This is a genomic window from Bacillus cereus group sp. N31 (assembly GCF_016483245.1).
In the GTDB taxonomy this organism is placed as follows: Bacteria; Bacillota; Bacilli; order Bacillales; family Bacillaceae_G; genus Bacillus_A; species Bacillus_A toyonensis.
In genome coordinates, this window is record NZ_JAEHCH010000027.1 from 1 (window position 1) to 19,514 (window position 19,514).

A 19,514-nucleotide genomic window follows, 5' to 3' on the forward strand; every position below is an offset into this window, starting at 1 on the left:
GTCTCGTGGGCTCGGAGATGTGTATAAGAGACAGGGCTGGGGTGGAGGCGGCTCATGGGGCGGCGGATTTTTCCCAGGAAGTTTTGCGGGAGGTATGTTAGGTGGGCTTACAGCAGGTGCATTAACGGGTGCAGCAAGTGGAGGTTATTATCCAGCACCGTACCCAGTAACATATCCAGCACCATATCCAGCACCATACCCAGGTTATCAGCAAATACCATATCAGTATTAAACAAAAAAGAGGTTATCCTCTTTTTTGTTTAATACTATATTTATTTATGAAATACTTCCAAAATAAAGGTAAAAATATGTTAATATTTTATTATTGTAATTCAAAAACATATATACCAATTTAAACTTTTATATTATTATTCGTGAATAGTTGTATAGTATGTTCTAATGTCTATTTTGCTATTAAAAAGCATAGAGGTTAGACGCGAGTGGAATGAGTAGGAAACAAGGGTTGCATAGAGCAAGTTAAAGGAATGCGGTATAATAAGGCAAGCTAATTAGGGAGATGAGAAGCTACTAATTATAATTGGAACGGTATTATATTGCTTTTTTTTACAAATAATATTATGTTATTTTAATCGGCATAATTCAAAATGTGATGTATGTAAAGGGTTATTATTAGAAAATGAAATATCTCTATTTCTATGAAAAGAAACAAGTTGTGTTTTAGTTAGATAGGAAGCAAGGAGAGATGCGCATGCTAGAACAAAGAGGTCATGCATTATATGACTCTTCATTGCGAGATTTAAAGTTAGCATTAGATGAGTCTTCAATTGTTGCAATTACAGACCGAAAAGGTCTTATTACATATGTAAATGATAAGTTTTGTGAAATCTCCAAATATAAAAGAGAAGAGTTAATAGGAAAAGATCATCGTATTTTAAATTCAGGATATCATCCGAAAACTTTTTTTCAAAACTTATGGAAGCGTATTTTGAATGGAAAAGTATGGAGAGGTGAAATCCAAAATCAAGCAAAAGATGGTACATATTATTGGGTTAAAACCACAATTGTTCCATTTTTAAACGAAAAAGGAGAGCCGTATCAATTTATCGCGATCCGAAATGACATTAGTAGTAGAAAAGAAGCAGAACAGAGATTACGATTGAGTGAAAGCCGTTATAGGGAACTTGCATATCATGATGCTTTAACGAGTTTACCGAACCGATTACAGCTAATAACGACTGTTAATGAGCTGATTGCAGGGAAAAAGGAATTTGGCATAATATACTTTGACTTAGATCGTTTTAAATTAGTAAATGATACGTTAGGTCATATGATAGGAGATTTACTTTTAAGCGAAGTTGCTTCACGGTTGCATTATGTGTTAGGAGAGAAAGATGTTCTGGCCAGGCTAGGTGGCGACGAATTTGTGCTGTTAACAAATGAACATACACAAGATGAGATGCGGCAGTTAGCGACATCGGTATTGTCATGTTTTCAGGCACCATTTATGCTTGAAGGTCATGAAGTATACATTTCAGCTAGTCTAGGACTTTGTTCATATCCACAAGATGGACAAGACGTGGAAACACTATTGAAAAATTCGGATTTAGCTATGTATAGTGCGAAAGAACAGGGAAGAAATGCGGCGTGTTTCTTTACAGATGAGTTACGTGCAAAAATAAATCGTAGAATGAAAATCGAGTTTGCTTTGCAAAAGGCAATTCGTGATGAAGAATTAGATGTAGTATTACAACCTATCATTGATTTGAAAACGAAGAAATATACTGGCATTGAGGCTTTAGTGCGCTGTATGACAGAAGAAGGGCCTATTTCACCAAGCGAATTTATTCCAGTAGCTGAAGAATCTGGACTTATTATAAAATTAGGAGATTGGGTATTAGAAAAATCGTGTCGCCTGTTTAAAACATTACCGGATTACCAAGAAGGATTAAGGTTATCTGTGAATTTATCCATACAACAATTAATGCAGAAGCGTTTTATTTTGTCTGTACGTAGCATCTTAAGGAGAACTGGTTTTCCTCCGAATCGTTTAATTTTAGAAATAACGGAAAGTATTGCTGTTCGCCATTTTGATTATATTATCGCTACATTACAAGAATTAAGAAGTATGGGCGTATTAATTGCTTTAGACGATTTTGGAACTGGCTATTCCTCATTGTATTATTTAAAACAATTGCCACTTGATATCGTAAAAATTGATCGTAATTTTATTCGTGAATTTCATTATGATCATGCACAGCCAGAAAGAACGATTGTAAAATCTGTTATTGAAATTGCCCATAGTTTAAATTTAGCAGTAGTTGCTGAAGGGGTAGAAACGGTAGAACAAGAAAGTTTATTACAATCCTTGGGCTGTGACTATGTACAAGGATTTTATTATGCAAAACCTTTATCCGTAGGAGAGTTAAAAGAAAAGTTAATTACGGATTTTTAAAAGAAAAGAGAAGCTAAAAGCTTCTCTTTTTTTAATTCGTTTTTTGTGAGTTTTTCATTAATACGGGATAAAGAATAAGACCTAATATAAACAATCCAATTCCTAAGAAGAACGTTTTTAAATCAGCAGTTCCCGTTTTGATAACCCAAATAGAGTATACAAATGCTAATGTAGTAATAACCCCGTCTTTTATTCGAGATCCTGGCATTATATCATACGTTTCTCCTGTAATAACCAATTTAAATTGGTACAGAGTAGAAACAAGGTATGGAATTAAATAAGCTAATGTTGCTACAACGATAGCGAAATTATATGCTTCTGAAACAGTGCCAGAAATCGTTGAGAATAAGAAGATTTGTGTCATCACATTTGTAATAAATAATGATTTTGAAGGACTACCCTTTTTATTTGTTTTACTGAAAAACTTAGGGAAAAGTCCATTTTTGGCAGCCTGGTAAGGTACTTCTGAACTAACAACAATCCAGCCAACAGTAGATCCAAATAAAGATACAAGTGCTAGTAACGCCATTATATATGCGCCTTTATTGCCGATTGCTAAATTTAATGCGTCTACTAATGGTTTTTGAGACTCTTTTAAAGCTTCTTGCGAGAGAGCTCCCATTGTAAGTAAAGTAATTGACATGTAAATAATAAGAGCAATAATTAGGCCGGAAATTGTAGCTTTTTTTACATCACGCTGTGATTTTGCGCGGTTAGAAAGCATAACTGCTGATTCGATGCCGATAAACGCCCAAAGTGTTGCAATAGCAGCTGAATTGATTTGTCCACCTAACGAGATAGATTGTCCAGCTTCATTCATAAATGTTTGACCGTCTCCGAAATTAGAGGCGTTGAAAATGAATAATGTAATCACAATAAACATTGTAAATCCGATAATTTTTGCAATGGTAGCAAGAAGATTCATATTTCCAGCTCGATCAATATTTTGAGAAAGAATATATTGAATTCCCCATAACATAAGGCTACATACTAGAAAAGTTAACCCTTTTCCTAGTTCTAGTGAAAATCCATTTATTGAAAAGAGAATTTGCTTACTTTGTAAAACTGGAAAAAATGTTGATAAATATCCAGCAAAGGAAATAATAACAGATGCTGTTGCAGCCCAGTTCGCAGCCCAATATCCCCACGCCATACTATAACCTGCAACTTTACCTGCTTTTTTTGAAGGAAACATCGCTTGAGCGTAACTTTGTGGTCCTGCTTTTAATTCTGGTTTTCGAATTGCTAAATTTCCAAATACGAGTGCAATCATAAATACGCCAAGTCCTGTAATACTCCATGCGAGTGTAGAACCCATTGGACCTGATACTTGTGCTAAATTTGCTGGGAGCATAAATACGCCACCGCCAACCATATTCCCGATAACAAAAGCTGTTAAAACCCATAATCCCCATTTTTTCGTTTCCATTTTTGTTAACTCCTTTGTAGTAAGATTTGCTTAAACATCATTTTTTACTAGCTTTTTGGCAATAAAAAAAGAGCCATGTAGATAAAAAATACCTACATGGCTCTTCGCCAAAGCGTAGGTACAACGGGAATAACCCTTGTACCTACGCGTAAATTTTCCGCTAGGTTTCAAGGGTTACGTATGATGATGATGTTTTTGTGCAAATGTAACTACAATTGTTGTATAAGTAAGCATAGTTCTTTGCTCCCTTTCTCCTCTGATTTTGAAGTTAGTATACTACATGTTTTTTTGAATGAAAAGAAAAATATAAAAATTTTTATAAAAATACGTTTTAGAGATTAAATATTTACCTATATTTTTCTTGGACTGGAAAATAAGTGAGAGATTGGCAGAAGAGTGTAGCATGGTATAATATATATAGAATTAGAAGGTGACAAGGGGCTATTGTAGATGATGAGTAAGTATGAGCAAATTTATATAGAAATCAGTAAGTCTATTGATAATAAGCACTTAAAAGAGGGATGCAAAATCCCATCAGAAACAGAATTAATGAAGCAGTATGAGGCAAGCCGAGGTACTGTAAGAAAAGCAGTAGATTTATTGCAAGAGCGTGGATATGTGCAAAAAATTCATGGAAAAGGTGTTTTTGTATTAAAGCGAAAAAATATTGAGTTTAACTTCGGTGGCATTGTAAGTTTTCAAGAAGAAAATGAGCGTCTAGGACGTCATTGTATTACAGAAGTCGTGGAAATGGAGAAAGAAGAAGCGACAAAAGAGGTTGCAAAATTATTAAACGTGAAAGAAAAAACAGAAATAGATCATATTAAACGTGTACGAAATATTGATGGAGAAAAAGTAATTTTAGATATAAATCATTTTGTATCGGAGTTTATTCCAGGATTAACGAGAGAAATTGCAACGGCATCAATTTATAAATACATTGAGAAAGAATTAGGGCTACATATTAGTTATTCGCAAAGGGTAATTGAAGTGCAGCCGTGTACAGATGATGACCGAAAGTATTTAGATTTAAATGGCACAGATTATGTTGTCGTTGTGAAAAACTTTACTCATTTATATGATGGGAGTCAGTTCGAATATACGGAATCACGTCACCGCTTAGATATTTTTCACTTTTCGGATGTGGCGCGAAGAAAGTAAAGAGGTGAAACGAAATAACGTTTCATCTTTTTTTTATAAAAAAAACAGAAACTCGTATATACGAGTGTTGACTAACTTATATATACGAGTTAATATGTAAGTGTAAACGGTATCAAAAAAAGAAAAGAGGGACGGGAATATGGGGAAAGACTATCGTAAAACAGCAGAGGAAGTGTTGCAGTATATTGGTGGGAAAGACAATATTGAACAAGCTGCGCACTGTGTAACGAGGCTCCGTATCGCTTTAAAAGATGAAAGTAAAATAGATAGTGATAAATTACAGTCTGTTTCATTAGTAAAGGGAGCGTTTCATAATGCTGGGATATTTCAAATTGTAATTGGTCCAGGGGATGTAGATCGTGTTTACGCTGAATTGATAACGCTTGCAGGCATGAAGGAAGCGACAGTGGCTGACGTGAAAGATTCTGGAAATCAAAAGTTAAATCCAGCTCAAAAGTTTGTAAAAGTATTTTCAGATGTATTTATGCCGATATTACCAGCGATCGTAACAGCTGGTTTACTAATGGGGATTAACAATTTATTAGGGGCAAAGGACTTATTTTTTGATGGTAAAAATTTATTAGATGTTTATCCGAATTTAGGTGGGCTTTGGGATTTAATTAATATGATGGCCAATACAGCATTCGTATTCTTACCAGCACTTGTCGGTTGGTCAGCAACGAAGCGTTTTGGTGGTAGTCCAATACTAGGTATTGTTATGGGCTTAATGCTTGTGCATCCGGCCTTATTAAACGCCTGGGATTATGGAAAAGCAGCGACTGGTTTAGAGGGTCAAAAGATTGAGTACTTCAATATTTTAGGATTGTTTCAAATTGAAAAGGTAGGATATCAAGGTCAAATTTTACCGGTGTTAGTAGCAGCATTTGTATTGAGTAAAGTAGAGATTTTCTTAAAGAAACATGTACCAAATGCAATTCAATTATTAGTTGTACCAATTACAACAATCGTTGTAACAGGTGTATTAGCATTAGGAATTATCGGTCCAGTTACACGTCATATCGGAGATTTATTAACAGCTGGATTAGTAGGCGTATATGAAACAGTACCAGTAGTTGGAGCAGTATTATTTGGAGCATTATATGCACCGCTTGTAATTACAGGTATGCATCATATGTTTATTGCAATTGATCTACAATTAATTGCACAACACGGCGGTACATTTATTTGGCCGATGATCGCTCTTTCTAACATTGCGCAAGGTAGTGCGGCACTTGCAATGTTCTGGATTTCTAAAAATCAAAATGATAAAAGTATGGCATCGACATCAGCAATTTCCGCGTACTTCGGTATTACAGAGCCAGCGATGTTTGGTGTTAACTTACGGAATAAATTCCCGTTTTATGCAGCAATTATAGGATCTGCTGTGGCAGCAATATTCATTACATTAAATGGTGTATTAGCACCGGCTATCGGAATTGGCGGATTGCCAGCATTTATTTCGATCATTCCGAAATCGATTCCAATGTTTATTGTAGGAATGATTATCGCAGTTGTAATCCCATTTACGTTAACATGGTTATTTGCGAAAAGAGTTAAACAGAAGTAGGAGGAAGTTAAACATGAAGGATTGGCATAAAAGTGTAGTCTATCAAATTTATCCGAAGAGCTTTAATAGTTATTACAATAAAGAAACCGGTGATATAAAAGGAGTTACAGAGAAACTAGATTATTTAAAAGAACTCGGAGTGGATTATATTTGGTTAACACCGATATACCAATCACCACAAAATGATAATGGGTACGATGTAAGTGATTATTATAGCATTGATCCATCTTACGGAACGATGGAAGAGTTTGAAGAGCTTCTAGAAAAAGCGAAAGAACGTAACATTGAAATTATGCTTGATATCGTTGTAAACCATAGTTCGACGGAGCATAAGTGGTTTAAAGAAGCGAAAGAAGATAAAAATAGTCCATATCGCAATTATTACATTTGGCGTGATGAAAAAAATAATTGGCAGTCTAAGTTTGGTGGATCGGCTTGGAAGTACGATGAAAAGACTAAGCAATATTTTTTACATCTATTTGATGAGACACAAGCAGATTTAAATTGGGAAAATGAAAAGCTTCGTGAAGAAGTGTACGATATGATGCGCTTTTGGCTTGATAAAGGAGTAACTGGATTCCGCCTTGATGTTATTAACTTAATTTCAAAAGACCAACGTTTCTTAAGCGATGACGGAAGTACTGCGACAAGTGATGGACGTAAATATTATACGGATGGTCCGCGTGTTCATGAATATTTACAAGAGATGAATCGAAATGTATTTGAAGGGAAAGAGGTAATTACAGTTGGAGAAATGTCATCGACGACAATTGATAATTGCATTAAATACTCAAACCCTGAGCGCAATGAACTGAGTATGACGTTTAGTTTCCATCATTTGAAAGTAGATTATCCGAATGGTGATAAGTGGACGAAAGCTGATTTTGATTTTATTAAATTAAAAGAAATTATGTCTAACTGGCAAATTGAAATGCAAAAGGGCGGGGGATGGAATGCATTATTCTGGTGTAACCATGACCAGCCTCGCATAGTGTCACGCTTCGGGGATGATGGGAAGTACCGAAATGAATCTGCGAAAATGTTAGCGACAGCTATGCACATGCTGCAAGGAACGCCTTACATTTATCAAGGAGAAGAAATCGGTATGACGAATCCTAAATTCGAGTCCATCGAGCAATATCGTGATGTGGAATCGTTAAATATATATGATATAAAGCAAGAAGAAGGCTTATTAAAAGAAGAGATTATAGGGATTTTAAAACAAAAATCTCGTGACAATTCTCGTACTCCGATGCAGTGGAATGAAGAGGTGAATAGTGGTTTTACAACAAGTACCCCTTGGATTTCAGTAGCTGAAACCTTTAAAGAAATAAACGTAGAGAAAGCATTACAAGATAAGGAGTCTGTATTTTATCATTATAAAAAGTTAATTGAACTTAGAAAAACTTACGATGTTATTACAGAAGGAGAATATGCTATTTTAGATGAAAATCACCCTAAGATTTGGGCGTATACACGTACTGTAAATAATGAAGTATTACTTATTATTAATAACTTCTATGGAGAAGAAATAACGTATTCTGTACCAGCCCATGTTCAATTAGATGGAATGAAACAAGAAGTACTACTGTCGAATTATAAAGATTCCAGCAAGGATATTACAAAACTTAACTTAAGACCATATGAATCAATTATATATCGATATACGAAATAAAAGGTTGTATGCCCACGCGGCATACAACCTTTTATTTTAAGACACCACTATACAAAATACTTACTTCTACTTCAGGTTTGAATTTTACTTTTGCATAATCTTTATTCCAATTTTTTTTCTTCCATAAGTCAGGATGATAAGCGATAAGGTGTCTTCCAATACCGAAAGCATCACAATTTGCTTTTTGTAGTTTGCGTGTTATTTTTTTCGCTTCTTTCGTGAGTTGTTTAGAAAGTTCCTTATTTAGTTTTTCTCTATCGTCCATTGTATACACATTATCTCTCGGAGATTCAAGTGCTATAACTTTTAATTGGAGCTTAATGTGAGCATAAACATTTCCTTTTTTATCTGTTGTTATTTTTAAGTCTCGTTTTAACTTTCGATTGCTAATTTCCATTGTTAAATAATCGGATGTTTTCTCTGATTCATCGCTAGTAAGTTTCTGGGTTATACGGGCATCTGTCCCCATTTTTCCAGTTAATAATACGAATAAAACAGATTGTTTCAAAGGTAAATGCCCAGTTAATTTATCATTGTTAAATAAAGCTAACCCGTTTGTAACTACTTCTTTTCCCTTTATTTTTATAGAAGGGAGGGTAAAGTCTTTACCGGGATCTAACATTTTTGTAGCAGCTGTTTCTAAAGTTTCTTTTGGAAATACACTCATATCTTCTAAGCTTTTCACTTTTTTCTTTAGAAAATCTCCAATTAGTAAATTTCCTATTTTCTTTTTTTCGAGTATCTCCGATGTTTCGCCATCTACTGCAATAAGTTTTACTAAAGCAGTTGGGTTTGTTGGGTCTCGAAAGCTGACATCTAAATAGGGGAGTATACCCTTTTTTAGAATTTTGGTTCCGAGTAATTGAACACCATATTTGAAATAACGAATATTCCCAGTCACATTTTTTTTTAGGGCATCGCTTGTATCCATTATGTTATGCCCGGTTGCTGAATATATTTCATTCTCGAATGAAGATTGCTCTCCGCTTGAACTCTTTACGAGCTCGATTGTTTGCTGGAGTTTATTCTCTTCCGTAATATCAGCTCCAATGCTATAAGCTAAACTTGCCTCCCTTAATGGTTCTTGATCCCAACAGCCAGAAAGGAGGGAACTAGTACATAATATTAAAATTAATTTAACTCTTTTTTTGAACATACTGTTCTCCTTTCTTCTTTCTTATTACAGAATAAAGTAGAAATAAAAGAGGAAGGACAACGATGAAAATATAGGTGAACTTATCAGTGAAATTTGCAATTACTTTTAATTCTTCAGGTGTATCTATAAATAAGGCTACACTAAAAGCAATAATACCAACGATTGGAACAGCCTTTTTATGATTAGCAAGATTGAATATATGTCCAATTCCTATAGAGGCGGCACAGTAATAACTAGCAATAGAAGCTACGACAGTTATCATCCAAATTGGTATGAATAGTAAATCAGTTCGGTCTATAATTCCAATATGAAGAGAGCGTAATAAGTAAGCAACTGGTTCTGGAATAAGCTCAACTTGCTTTGGACTAAATACGATAAAGCAAATCCAAACAGTAAAAGCATAAAAGAGCGTTACAAATCCATTAGCGATAGAAATGGCCTTCAGTTTTGCCATAGAACTTCCGTTTACTTTTGGAAAAGCGATAAGAATAATTTCAAAACCATACATGGCTGTAATTGTTTCCTTGGATGCTTGAATTATATTCCACCATCCGGCTTCTGTAATAGGAAAAATATAAGAGAAATCAGCTCGGGAAAGCCCTAGGGCAATTAAAAGGGCCATTGGAATAATGAGAATAGAGGCCATGACATAAAATCGTACGATGACTTTAAATGTGTTATAAGCTACATAACAACAAGCTACTGTACATAATATGAGAATTGCAGACCACGGAGTTGCGTGTAAAACCCATACTTTAATGACGTTACAAGCATTCAACATAACCGTCATACCGATAAGGGTAAAATAAAAAACATAAGAAAAGCCCAATAGTTTTCCTAACTTATTACCAAATAGCATACAAACACTCTTATACATATCTGCATCAGGAAATCGTTTTAAGAAAAGCCACATAAGTAAAATAATAAGTTGAATCGCAAGCCCCGCGATGAGCGCAGAAATCCAACCACCACCTTTTGCTATCGGATGAAGCCGGTTAGGTAGAGATAGTATACCGACCCCAATTTGGCATTGAATAACGAAAAAGGTAAATTGAACAAGTGAAATTTTACTTTGCGTGTTTGTCACCGTCCTCATCCTCTCTCGTTACATGTTGGCGCTGCATTTTTTTCGGTTTTGGATCATGTGGTCTTTCCCAAAATGACCAAATTGGTAGTCTTACGAAAGAATCTTTCATATCTTTAATCCGCATCGGGGCAACAGGAGAAAGATATGGTGTATGAAATGAATGTAGTTGACATAAGTGAACGAAAGTTATAATGAGACCGAATGATATTCCTACATAACCGAATATAGCAGCAAGGAGCATTAATGGAAAACGAAGAATCCGAACAGCTGAACTCATATCGTTTGATGGAACGAGAAAAGATGAGATTGCAGTTAAAGCTACAACGATGATCATTGTGTAGGAAACGAGTCCAGCTTTTACAATTGCATCCCCAATTACTAACCCCCCAACAATACCGATTGTTTGTCCAACGCGGCTCGGCAAGCGAATACCAGCCTCTCGTAACAATTCAAAGATTAATTCCATTAAGAGAGCTTCAAAAATAGGAGGAAGAGGTACTTTCTCTAATGAAGCTTTAATCGTATACACAAGTTCGAGCGGCAACACATCGGGATGAAAAGCGACAGTTGCAATATATAAAGCTGGTAAGAGAAAGGCAATTAAAAAACTTACTAAGCGAATCATTCGGACGAAAGAACCGACAATCCAGCGGTTATTATAATCATCTGGTGATTGATAAAAAGCGAATAACGTAACCGGTACGATGAGTGCTGTTGGATCTCCGTCAGATAAAATAGCAACGCGTCCTTCCATTAAATTAGCAACAGTTCTATCTGGACGCTCTGTATTTAATTGCTGCGGAAATGGCGAGAAAGACGTATCTTCTATAAATTCTTGTATGTATCCTGGTGACATAAGTGCATCCGTTTTAATAGTTTCTAATCTTCTTTTTACTTCTGTAACTAAATCGTCATTAGCTATATTTTGCATATAAGCAATTGCCACTTTCGTGTGCATTTCTTCACCGATTGTAAAATACTTAACAACTAAATTTGGACTCTTAATGAGTTTACGAATAGAGCTTAAATTAGTTGCTAGATCTTCTACAAAACCAGTATGTGGACCGCGCACAACTCCTTCATTATCAGGCTCTGCTATATCTCTCTTTAAAGATAAAGCTGTTTCGAAAATACAAAAACTGTCGACTTGTTCATGAAAATATAATGATTTTCCTTGTAATAAAAGCTGCACACCATAATTTAAATTCGTTTCTTTTTTCATATTTAATGTGGCAAAAACTTTATTTAAAGACAAATCCGACCGAGTTAATAAAGGCTCAAGAGCTAATTGGTGAATTAAATTTGGGTCTGCTAAAGATTCGATATATAAGATTGTTCCTTTGCCACTTTGAAATGGGACATCTAATTTTTTTATATCATCTGAGTGACATAGCTTATTTTCAATGTAATTAATATTTTCCGGAAGCGATGGAAACATATGCTTTTGATTTTCACTCTTTTGTTGTTCTTTTTGCTCTGTCATAATTTCCACCTCTTTTAGAATAAAGTCGCTTCTGTTAATTTTTGCTTTTTGTGAGAAATTTATGCTTGGATTATTTGAAAATAAGTAGCTTGAAAGTTATGTTACGTCATCTTTTAAACTAAAGAAAATGAGAAGTAGGGGATGGAAAGAAAGTATATATTAGATTAGCGGTGTTGATATAAATCTTTTGTACTATAGAGGATAAGCCTAGCGGTATAAATAATTACATCATTCGATGAATAGGAAATTTATGAAAGGCAATTTATACTATTAGTATTGTGTCTTGCCTTTTTAGGTGCAGTACACAGCCGGTGATTGGCTAGTGGAGGTTCTTCCATTTTGCCAGTGCCGGTTTTTTATTGGATAATAGAGAAAATAAAGTTCTATAAAGAAAGAAGGGGTTGTTTTGAAAGCTGTAAATTCTATCTTTATGAGAGAAAAGATTGCTAGTTCTTATCTTTATTTTATTTCTTTTTTTGGTTTGATTACTATAACTATATCTTTACTTGAAATTAAAATCCCTTCTCATCCAACAATACTAATATTGTTATTAATATTTATGGGGATTGCAGAGTATTTTCCTGTACGATTTTGGAGAGGGACTAGCTCGCTTACTTTTCCGATAATTTACGCTATGAGTTGGCAGTTTGGAATCCATATAACTATTATTTCTATTGTACTCGTTACGCTAATTATTCACCTGCACCGCCGTTCACCGATACAAAGAATGTTATTTAATAGTACTCAGCATGCACTTAGTTTAATCTTGGCCGAATGGTTTTCAAACAAATGTATGTCCTTATTAATTAACAAAATAGATATATCAGTTCTGTATGGAAATTTAATATCTTTGTTATTATTTTGCGTGTTTTTTTGTTTTTTCAACAATCGTTTTTACGATTTGTTAATGATACTCCTTCCGCAGCCATATTCAATCTATCAGTGGTATAAAAAAACTGTAACGGTATTTCTTTGCGAAACTTTTGGTTTCTCTTATGCGGCACTGATGCACGTATTAATTAGTACATATAGTGTGGAAGTAAACGAGATTACAGTACTGTTTTTCTTTTTTCCACTTGTAGCAACTTCCGTTATTAGTTCTTTTTCTGTACGGATAAGGATGGAGAAGGAACGATTATATGAGTTATTTCTTATTACGACCGAAATTAGTCGAGGATTAACCGGAGGAAACTTGAAACATATTAAACAAGCACTTAAAGGTTTTTTTGGCATACAAGCATATGTAATATGGACAAAAGATGATGGGAACTGGAATATTCTATTAAAAGATGGGAAAGTCCGCCTAGATGTATCTGATGATTCAGAAAAGTATGAGGCGTTTGAGGAACTTTCTAAAAATCTTGTATTTAATGATTGGAAAATTGGTACGGCTCCTGGAGATGAAATATTTGATAGTGTTATACGCTCACTTGTATATTTTCCTCTTATAGTAAATGATGAATTAGTCGGAATGTTTGTTGCAGGGAAAAGTAGAAATGCGGGTTTCTTTCCGGAAGATGTACAGTCGTTAGCTACATTTTCTAACCAATTAGCTAACGTTGTTAAAACAAGGATATTGATTTCTGAACAGGAAAAAAGAATGATCTTAGAAGAAAGAAATAGAATCGCCCGTGAAATTCACGATGGTATTGCGCAAACATTAGCCGGGGTGATATTCCAACTAGAATCCGCGCAGAAAAAATACCGTGATAAACCAAAAGATATGCAGCAAATAGTAGAGAAAAGTATAAAAGATTTAAGAGGAAGCTTAGGAGAAGTTCGCTATTCTATTTATGCTTTAAAACCATATCCGACACAACAATTAGGGCTAAAGCAGGCGATAGCAAGTAAAATAAAATTTTTAAAACAAGAATATGAACTAGATATTACATATCATGAAAGAGGTCATGCACGTGCGCTTAGCTTTTCAAAAGAAAGGGTTATTTTTGATACATTACAAGAGAGTTTGCAAAACATTGTAAAACATGCACAAGCAGACAAGACTGATGTTTTACTTAGCTATCAAAGTGAGCACGTGCTTTTAAGGGTTAAGGATAATGGGATTGGCTTTTCACTATTTGAGTCTATGGTTAAAACGAAGAATGAGCCACATTATGGTATATTACATATGAATGAACAAGCTGAACAATTAGGGGCTACTTTACAGATTGATAGTTCTGTAGGGAAAGGGACAAAAATTACACTATTAATTCCAGATTCACAAACAAGGGGTGCGTAAAATGATTAAAATATTAGTAGTGGATGATCATGCTTTTTTACGAGACGCAATTCGGAACATACTAGAGGATGAATCTGATATGGAAGTGGTTGGAGAAGCTAGCTCTGGGGACGGAGTATTGGGAAAAGTAGAAGAATGCAGACCAGATTGTATTTTGATGGATATTAATCTTCCAGGGAAAAATGGGATTGAAGCTACAGAGTTGGTGAAAAAAAATTATCCGAATTGCCGAGTACTTGTGTTTACAATGTATGAGCATGATGAGTATTTAATGGATGCACTCCAGGCTGGTGCTGATGGTTATTTATTGAAAGATTCATCATCGGAGCAGGTAGTAGCAGCAATTCGGATGTTATATCGAGGCGATTCAGTTATTCATCCGCGTATGACTAAAAAATTAATTACATATCATCAGCAAAAAATGAAATTAGAATCAAATGAAAATGAACTGACGGAACGTGAAAAGGAAATTCTTTTTGAATTAGTAAAGGGACTTAGTAATAAAGAAATCGCTGAAGTTCTATATATTAGTGATAAAACAGTTAAAATTCACATCAATAAAATTTTTAAAAAACTAAATGTGAAAAGTCGATCGCAAGCGGTGATTTATGCTGTTCGAAATCAATTGGTTCCGTTGGATTAAATAAGAAATGTTTAAAAGAGCTATCATGTTTATTTATTCTATATTACAAAGAATAAAGAGCAAGATAGTTCTTTTGTACTATGTAGGTATAGAATCATTAGAAAAAAGATACTCCTTTTGTTCAATTTTCAGAAAAGTCAGAACGTGAAATAATAAATATAGAATTATATTTTAATCCTATTAATAATTCATTTTGTGAAAATCTTTTATTGAAAATAAATGATGGGGGGCTTTTATAGAGAGAGTAAAGTAAGTGATTAGCTATATAGGGATGGTAGTAGTGTTGAAAATTCTTAATGATGCAAAATAAAAGTTTAAGATTAATAGAATTTTCAATGCTAAATGGGAGCTTAAGAATCAATTTGGTTAGAAAAATAATTTTAATAGTGGGGAGATGCAATATGAAACGAGGGAAATTTGGAAAGGTTCTTATTGGAACACTAACAGTTGGAATATTATTGTCCCAAGGAATTCCATATAACGTATTAGCTGAAGAGGTAAATACATCTAATTTAACTGGAATTGATGATGTAAATGCTATCTTGAAAGGTCTTACAAAGGAACAACGTAATGCTTTGAAAACGTTAGATACAAAACCGGGTTTTGTTATTTCACCAGGTATCAATACAGCAAGCCCTAATAATGTGAATGTAATTATAGAATTTAAGCAAGCACCTAGCAAAATTGAGGTATTAAAACAAGCGGCTAAAGGAAAAAAGTTAGCTCTTTCAAATGCGGAGCAAAAGGTAGAGGCATCACATAAAGGGTTTAAAGCAGAGCTTGAACAGCTTCAAAAAAATAAAGATAAAGGTATAAATTTAAAATCTGTAAAAATAACAAAAGAATATAAGAATGCTTTTAATGGTGTAGCAATGTCGTTACCAGCAAATATGATTGAAGACTTAGTTCGTACCGGTATTGTTAAGCGTGTATGGGAAGATCGTGAGGTCAAAATTGATTTGCCAAAAGAAACAGCTAAGGCAGGTATCGAGCCAAAAATGGCAGATAGTGTACCACAAATTGGTGTGGACAAGCTACACGATGAAAAAATAACAGGTAAAGGAATTAAGGTGGGGGTATTGGATACAGGCATTGATTATAACCACCCTGATTTAAAAGATGCATATAAAGGATATCGTGCAAAGCAAGGTGAGGACCCAAGCAAAATAGATCCGAACTCCATAAAAGGATGGGACTTTGTTAATAATGATGCTGATCCAATGGAGACAACGTATAAGGATTGGCAAAATTCTGGAGGCTATCCTGAGTTTTATAATGGAAGTGCGTATTATACATCCCATGGTACTCATGTAGCTGGGACAATTTCTGCAGACAAAAAGAATAATGTAGATTATGCGGTTAAGGGCGTTGCCCCAGATGTAGATTTATATTCATACCGCGTATTAGGTCCATATGGAAGTGGGCAAACAAGCGGTATTCTTGCTGCGATTGATAAAGCAGTGAAAGACGATATGGATGTTATCAATTTATCACTAGGTGCGTCTATTAATGATCCTTTATATCCTACTTCTGTCGCAGTGAACAATGCGATGTTGGCTGGTGTTGTTACAGTAGTAGCAGCTGGTAATAGTGGTCCGGAAGAAGGTACTATTGGATCACCTAGTGCAGCAGCACTTCCAATTACAGTTGGAGCCAGTGACGCTGCAATGACTATCCCGACGTTCTCCGTCGATGCAGGTGATTTACATGTGGATAAGATGATGCTACTTGGAAAAAGCTTTACTGATAAGATTGAAGATTTGAAAGGTCAATCCTTATCGGTTGTATATGCAGGACTTGGGAAAACAGATGATTTTACAGGGAAAGATGTAAAAGGAAAGTTAGCTCTTATTCAACGCGGTGAGCTTACATTTGATGAAAAAATTAAAAACGCTAAGGAAGCAGGCGCAAAGGCGGTAATTGTATACAACAATGTAGATGGGGAAATTACAAGTTATCTTGGAGAAAGTACTTCATCTATTCCATCGTTCCGCTTAACAAAAGTAGATGGTGAGAAATTGCAAGCAAAAGCTGTACAAGGAGATGTGTCGTTAGCATTTGGAGAACTTAGTAATATAAAAACAGAGGGAGATCACTTAGCTGATTTCAGCTCCCGCGGTCCTGCAACTAAGACGGATGATATTAAGCCGGATATTGTAGCGCCAGGTGTGTCTATTTTCTCAACTGTTCCTGAATATATTAATGATCCAAAAGATGGAGAAAATTATCCGGTAGCGTATGGGCGTATGTCAGGTACATCTATGGCAACTCCTCATACTGCAGGGGTAGCGGCACTCATTTTACAAGAACATCCAAACTATAATCCATTTGAAGTAAAAGAGGCACTTATGAATACCGCAGTTGACTTAAAAGAAGAGCGTTCTGTATTTGAGGTGGGCTCAGGACGAATTGATGCATATCGTGCAGTTCATGCAGATACATCTATCGAGGTTGTCGATAAAACATCAAACGTTGTAGATGATGAAGAAGTAGAAATTGAAGAAAAAACAGGCTCTATTGCATTTGGGTATAAAAATCAACTTGAAAATGGACCTATTAAAGATAGTCGAAAAGTCTTAATTAAGAACAGCAGTAAAACTGATGGGAAAGAGTTTAAATTAGAAGTAGAGTTTTCACCTACAAGTGTAGGTGTGCAAGATGCAGCGAAGAATGGTGTGAAGCTAAACGTAAAAGATTCTATCAAATTAGCTCCTGGTACATCAGAGGAAATTAGCCCTGAAATTATGATTCCAGAAAACGCTGAATTTGGTAGATATGAGGGATATATTCATATTTCAAATAAAAACAATGAAAAAGAAGTATATCAAGTACCATTTGCAGTTAAATTCACAGAAAAAGGGATTGCGTCTGTGGATTTACTGAGAGATGCAATGGCAACAGATGCATCTAAATTCCATCCATTTATGGAAAGACCTAGTTCGCCTTTGACATTTAAATTAAATAGTCCTCTTGAAACCATTGATGCAGTTGTGAAGGACCGAAAGACAGGGAAGGCACTAGGAGTCGTTGGTACACTTAATGCAAGTAGTCTAACACCAAATATTGAGTATATGATGTTTTCTGGTATGGGAGGGTATGTACTTCCATTCACAGGAGATCCAGCGCATCCAATTGGGGATAAACCTGTTATGTTGCCTGATGGAGATTACGAATTGAACTTCGTTGGATATGATAAAGAAGGGAAATCGTATACAAAAGGCGATAGCATAATCATTGATAATGTAATACCTGAAATGAAATTTAAGGATGTACAACCTGGTATACATGAAGTCAATGATTCCATGTTTAAAGAAGAAGACGGCCAACGTGCATTATGGGTGCATGGTAATATTTATGATTCTACAGTAGATGCATTAAAGGCAAAAGGCTTGCAGTATGATCAAAAAGCGAATCAAATTGTATATTATCAAAACTCAGCCTTCCCATCAGGTTGGTTGAATACAATTCAAGCAAATGGTGATTTTAAATTTGGAGTACTTCCAGAGGAAATAAATGAGCCGTTAAATTTAAAATTATTTGGATATGACCTCGCAACTGCAGGGAATATGGCAACTGGATATAAAGATTATGTCTTTGTAAAAGAAGGGACAGAATACGCTGTTCCAAGTTATGACAAAGATAAAATCAAATTAGGAGAGAAAATTACGTTAACTTTGAGTCTTAATAATGTAAAACAACTTATGTCAGGTACATTTGAAATTCCTTATTACAAGCAGTTATTTAAATTTACAGACGTGAAACCAAATCCAGCACTTACGGAATATGTAAAACAACATGGACTGAACCTTAAATTAGAAGATCCGAAAATAAATGAAGAAGGAACTTGGGAAAACAAGGTGAAAGTTGGCGCGTCATTGGAAGGAAAAGAATTTAAAGGATTAGATGGAGATACACCATTTTTAGATGTTACATTCGAGATGACGAGTGATGAATACTTTAATGATTTAACTGCATTTGGAGTAGATAAGTTCTCTTATACAAAAGTTGGTGCAACAGAAGGCAATGAGATTCCTGTGTTTAAAGATAAACCTTTTGCTATTGTTTCAAAACATTCAACGGTTACAGGATATATTGGTCCGGAAGCTTTCTTGAATGAAGAGGGGTATTTAGGTAAGAAAGACTATACAAAACTAGGAGCAAAAGTGTACGCAGTTGGCAAGGATGGAAAGAAATATACAGGAACGATTAATGAAAATGGACAATTTGAGATTCATAGTGTTCCAGTAAGCGATAAAGAATACGATATTTTCGTAGAAATGCCAGGTCATTTAAATAGTAAACTGGCAACCAAAATAGGGAAAATGCAAGACGGAGAATTAGTGGGACAAAACTTTAGAGCTGATATGGATGATAACCTTGCAGGTGATGTAAACGGCGATAAAATGGTAGATATTCAAGATGCTAGAATAGCAGCTTTATCGTATGGAAAAGGAAAAGTATCTGTAAAAGATGGAGATATAAATCAAGATGGTGTTGTAGATGAAACAGATATTCGTTTTATCGAGAAAAACTTCTTGAAAAAGGGTCCAGATGCTAAAGAAAATCAGAAACCGAAAGAAAATGTAGGGCCAGTGACGTTAGAGAAAATCTTACGCTCGATTGGTTTAGAGCCAAAAAAATAAGGGGATACACTTCTAAGG

At 35.0% G+C, this 19,514-nt stretch carries 11 protein-coding genes and 1 pseudogene; 8 read left to right on the forward strand and 4 right to left on the reverse strand.

Features of this window, described 5'->3' with window-relative positions; translation table 11 throughout:
• Nucleotides 1-232: pseudogene (locus tag JDS81_RS24735) on the forward strand (hypothetical protein); the annotation flags it as partial.
• Between the two features lie 477 nt (nucleotides 233-709).
• Nucleotides 710-2,413 carry a putative bifunctional diguanylate cyclase/phosphodiesterase gene (locus tag JDS81_RS24740; protein WP_097954869.1) on the forward strand — a complete coding sequence of 568 codons (1,704 nt, stop codon included), beginning with the start codon at nucleotides 710-712 and terminating at the stop codon, nucleotides 2,411-2,413.
• A 31-nt stretch (nucleotides 2,414-2,444) separates the two neighbouring features.
• Here the strand turns inward: JDS81_RS24740 and JDS81_RS24745 are convergent, their stop codons facing one another.
• Nucleotides 2,445-3,842, reverse strand: a complete 1,398-nt coding sequence (locus JDS81_RS24745) for an amino acid permease (protein WP_053446381.1) — start codon at nucleotides 3,840-3,842, stop codon at nucleotides 2,445-2,447.
• A 450-nt stretch (nucleotides 3,843-4,292) separates the two neighbouring features.
• On the opposite strand from JDS81_RS24745, the gene treR reads away from it, so the two are divergent.
• From treR to treC, 3 genes are all read left to right on the forward strand, one after another.
• Nucleotides 4,293-5,003: a trehalose operon repressor gene (treR, locus tag JDS81_RS24750; protein ID WP_097872809.1), complete on the forward strand. Its 711-nt coding sequence runs from the start codon at nucleotides 4,293-4,295 to the stop codon at nucleotides 5,001-5,003.
• Between the two features lie 139 nt (nucleotides 5,004-5,142).
• On the forward strand, nucleotides 5,143-6,570 hold the full coding sequence (gene treP / locus JDS81_RS24755) for a PTS system trehalose-specific EIIBC component (RefSeq protein ID WP_097954870.1): 1,428 nt from the start codon (nucleotides 5,143-5,145) through the stop codon (nucleotides 6,568-6,570).
• A gap of 13 nt (nucleotides 6,571-6,583) precedes the next feature.
• The gene (gene treC / locus JDS81_RS24760; protein WP_097954871.1) at nucleotides 6,584-8,245 is read left to right on the forward strand and encodes an alpha,alpha-phosphotrehalase; all 1,662 of its coding nucleotides are present in this window, start codon (nucleotides 6,584-6,586) and stop codon (nucleotides 8,243-8,245) included.
• A gap of 31 nt (nucleotides 8,246-8,276) precedes the next feature.
• Here treC and JDS81_RS24765 read toward each other — a convergent pair whose 3' ends face one another.
• Genes JDS81_RS24765 through gerKA form a run of 3 tightly spaced genes read right to left on the reverse strand, consistent with a single transcriptional unit; the run spans nucleotide 8,277 to nucleotide 11,971 of the window.
• Complete coding sequence (locus tag JDS81_RS24765) at nucleotides 8,277-9,401, reverse strand: Ger(x)C family spore germination protein (RefSeq protein ID WP_097954872.1); 1,125 nt, start codon at nucleotides 9,399-9,401, stop codon at nucleotides 8,277-8,279.
• On the reverse strand, nucleotides 9,382-10,488 hold the full coding sequence (locus tag JDS81_RS24770; RefSeq protein ID WP_097954873.1) for a GerAB/ArcD/ProY family transporter: 1,107 nt from the start codon (nucleotides 10,486-10,488) through the stop codon (nucleotides 9,382-9,384). The genes JDS81_RS24765 and JDS81_RS24770 overlap by 20 nt, the downstream gene beginning before the upstream one ends.
• Complete coding sequence (gerKA, locus tag JDS81_RS24775) at nucleotides 10,469-11,971, reverse strand: spore germination protein GerKA (RefSeq protein WP_097954874.1); 1,503 nt, start codon at nucleotides 11,969-11,971, stop codon at nucleotides 10,469-10,471. Before gerKA ends, JDS81_RS24770 begins: the two co-directional genes overlap by 20 nt.
• Before the next feature lie 406 nt (nucleotides 11,972-12,377).
• On the opposite strand from gerKA, the gene JDS81_RS24780 reads away from it, so the two are divergent.
• From JDS81_RS24780 to JDS81_RS24790, 3 genes are all read left to right on the forward strand, one after another.
• Entirely contained in the window at nucleotides 12,378-14,210 is a 1,833-nt protein-coding gene (locus JDS81_RS24780) for a GAF domain-containing sensor histidine kinase (protein ID WP_097954875.1), read from the forward strand.
• A gap of 1 nt (nucleotide 14,211) precedes the next feature.
• Nucleotides 14,212-14,853, forward strand: coding sequence for a response regulator (locus tag JDS81_RS24785; protein ID WP_097954876.1), 642 nt, complete (start codon nucleotides 14,212-14,214; stop codon nucleotides 14,851-14,853).
• A 401-nt stretch (nucleotides 14,854-15,254) separates the two neighbouring features.
• Nucleotides 15,255-19,496: a S8 family serine peptidase gene (locus JDS81_RS24790; RefSeq protein ID WP_097954877.1), complete on the forward strand. Its 4,242-nt coding sequence runs from the start codon at nucleotides 15,255-15,257 to the stop codon at nucleotides 19,494-19,496.
• Nucleotides 19,497-19,514: the final 18 nt, after the last annotated feature.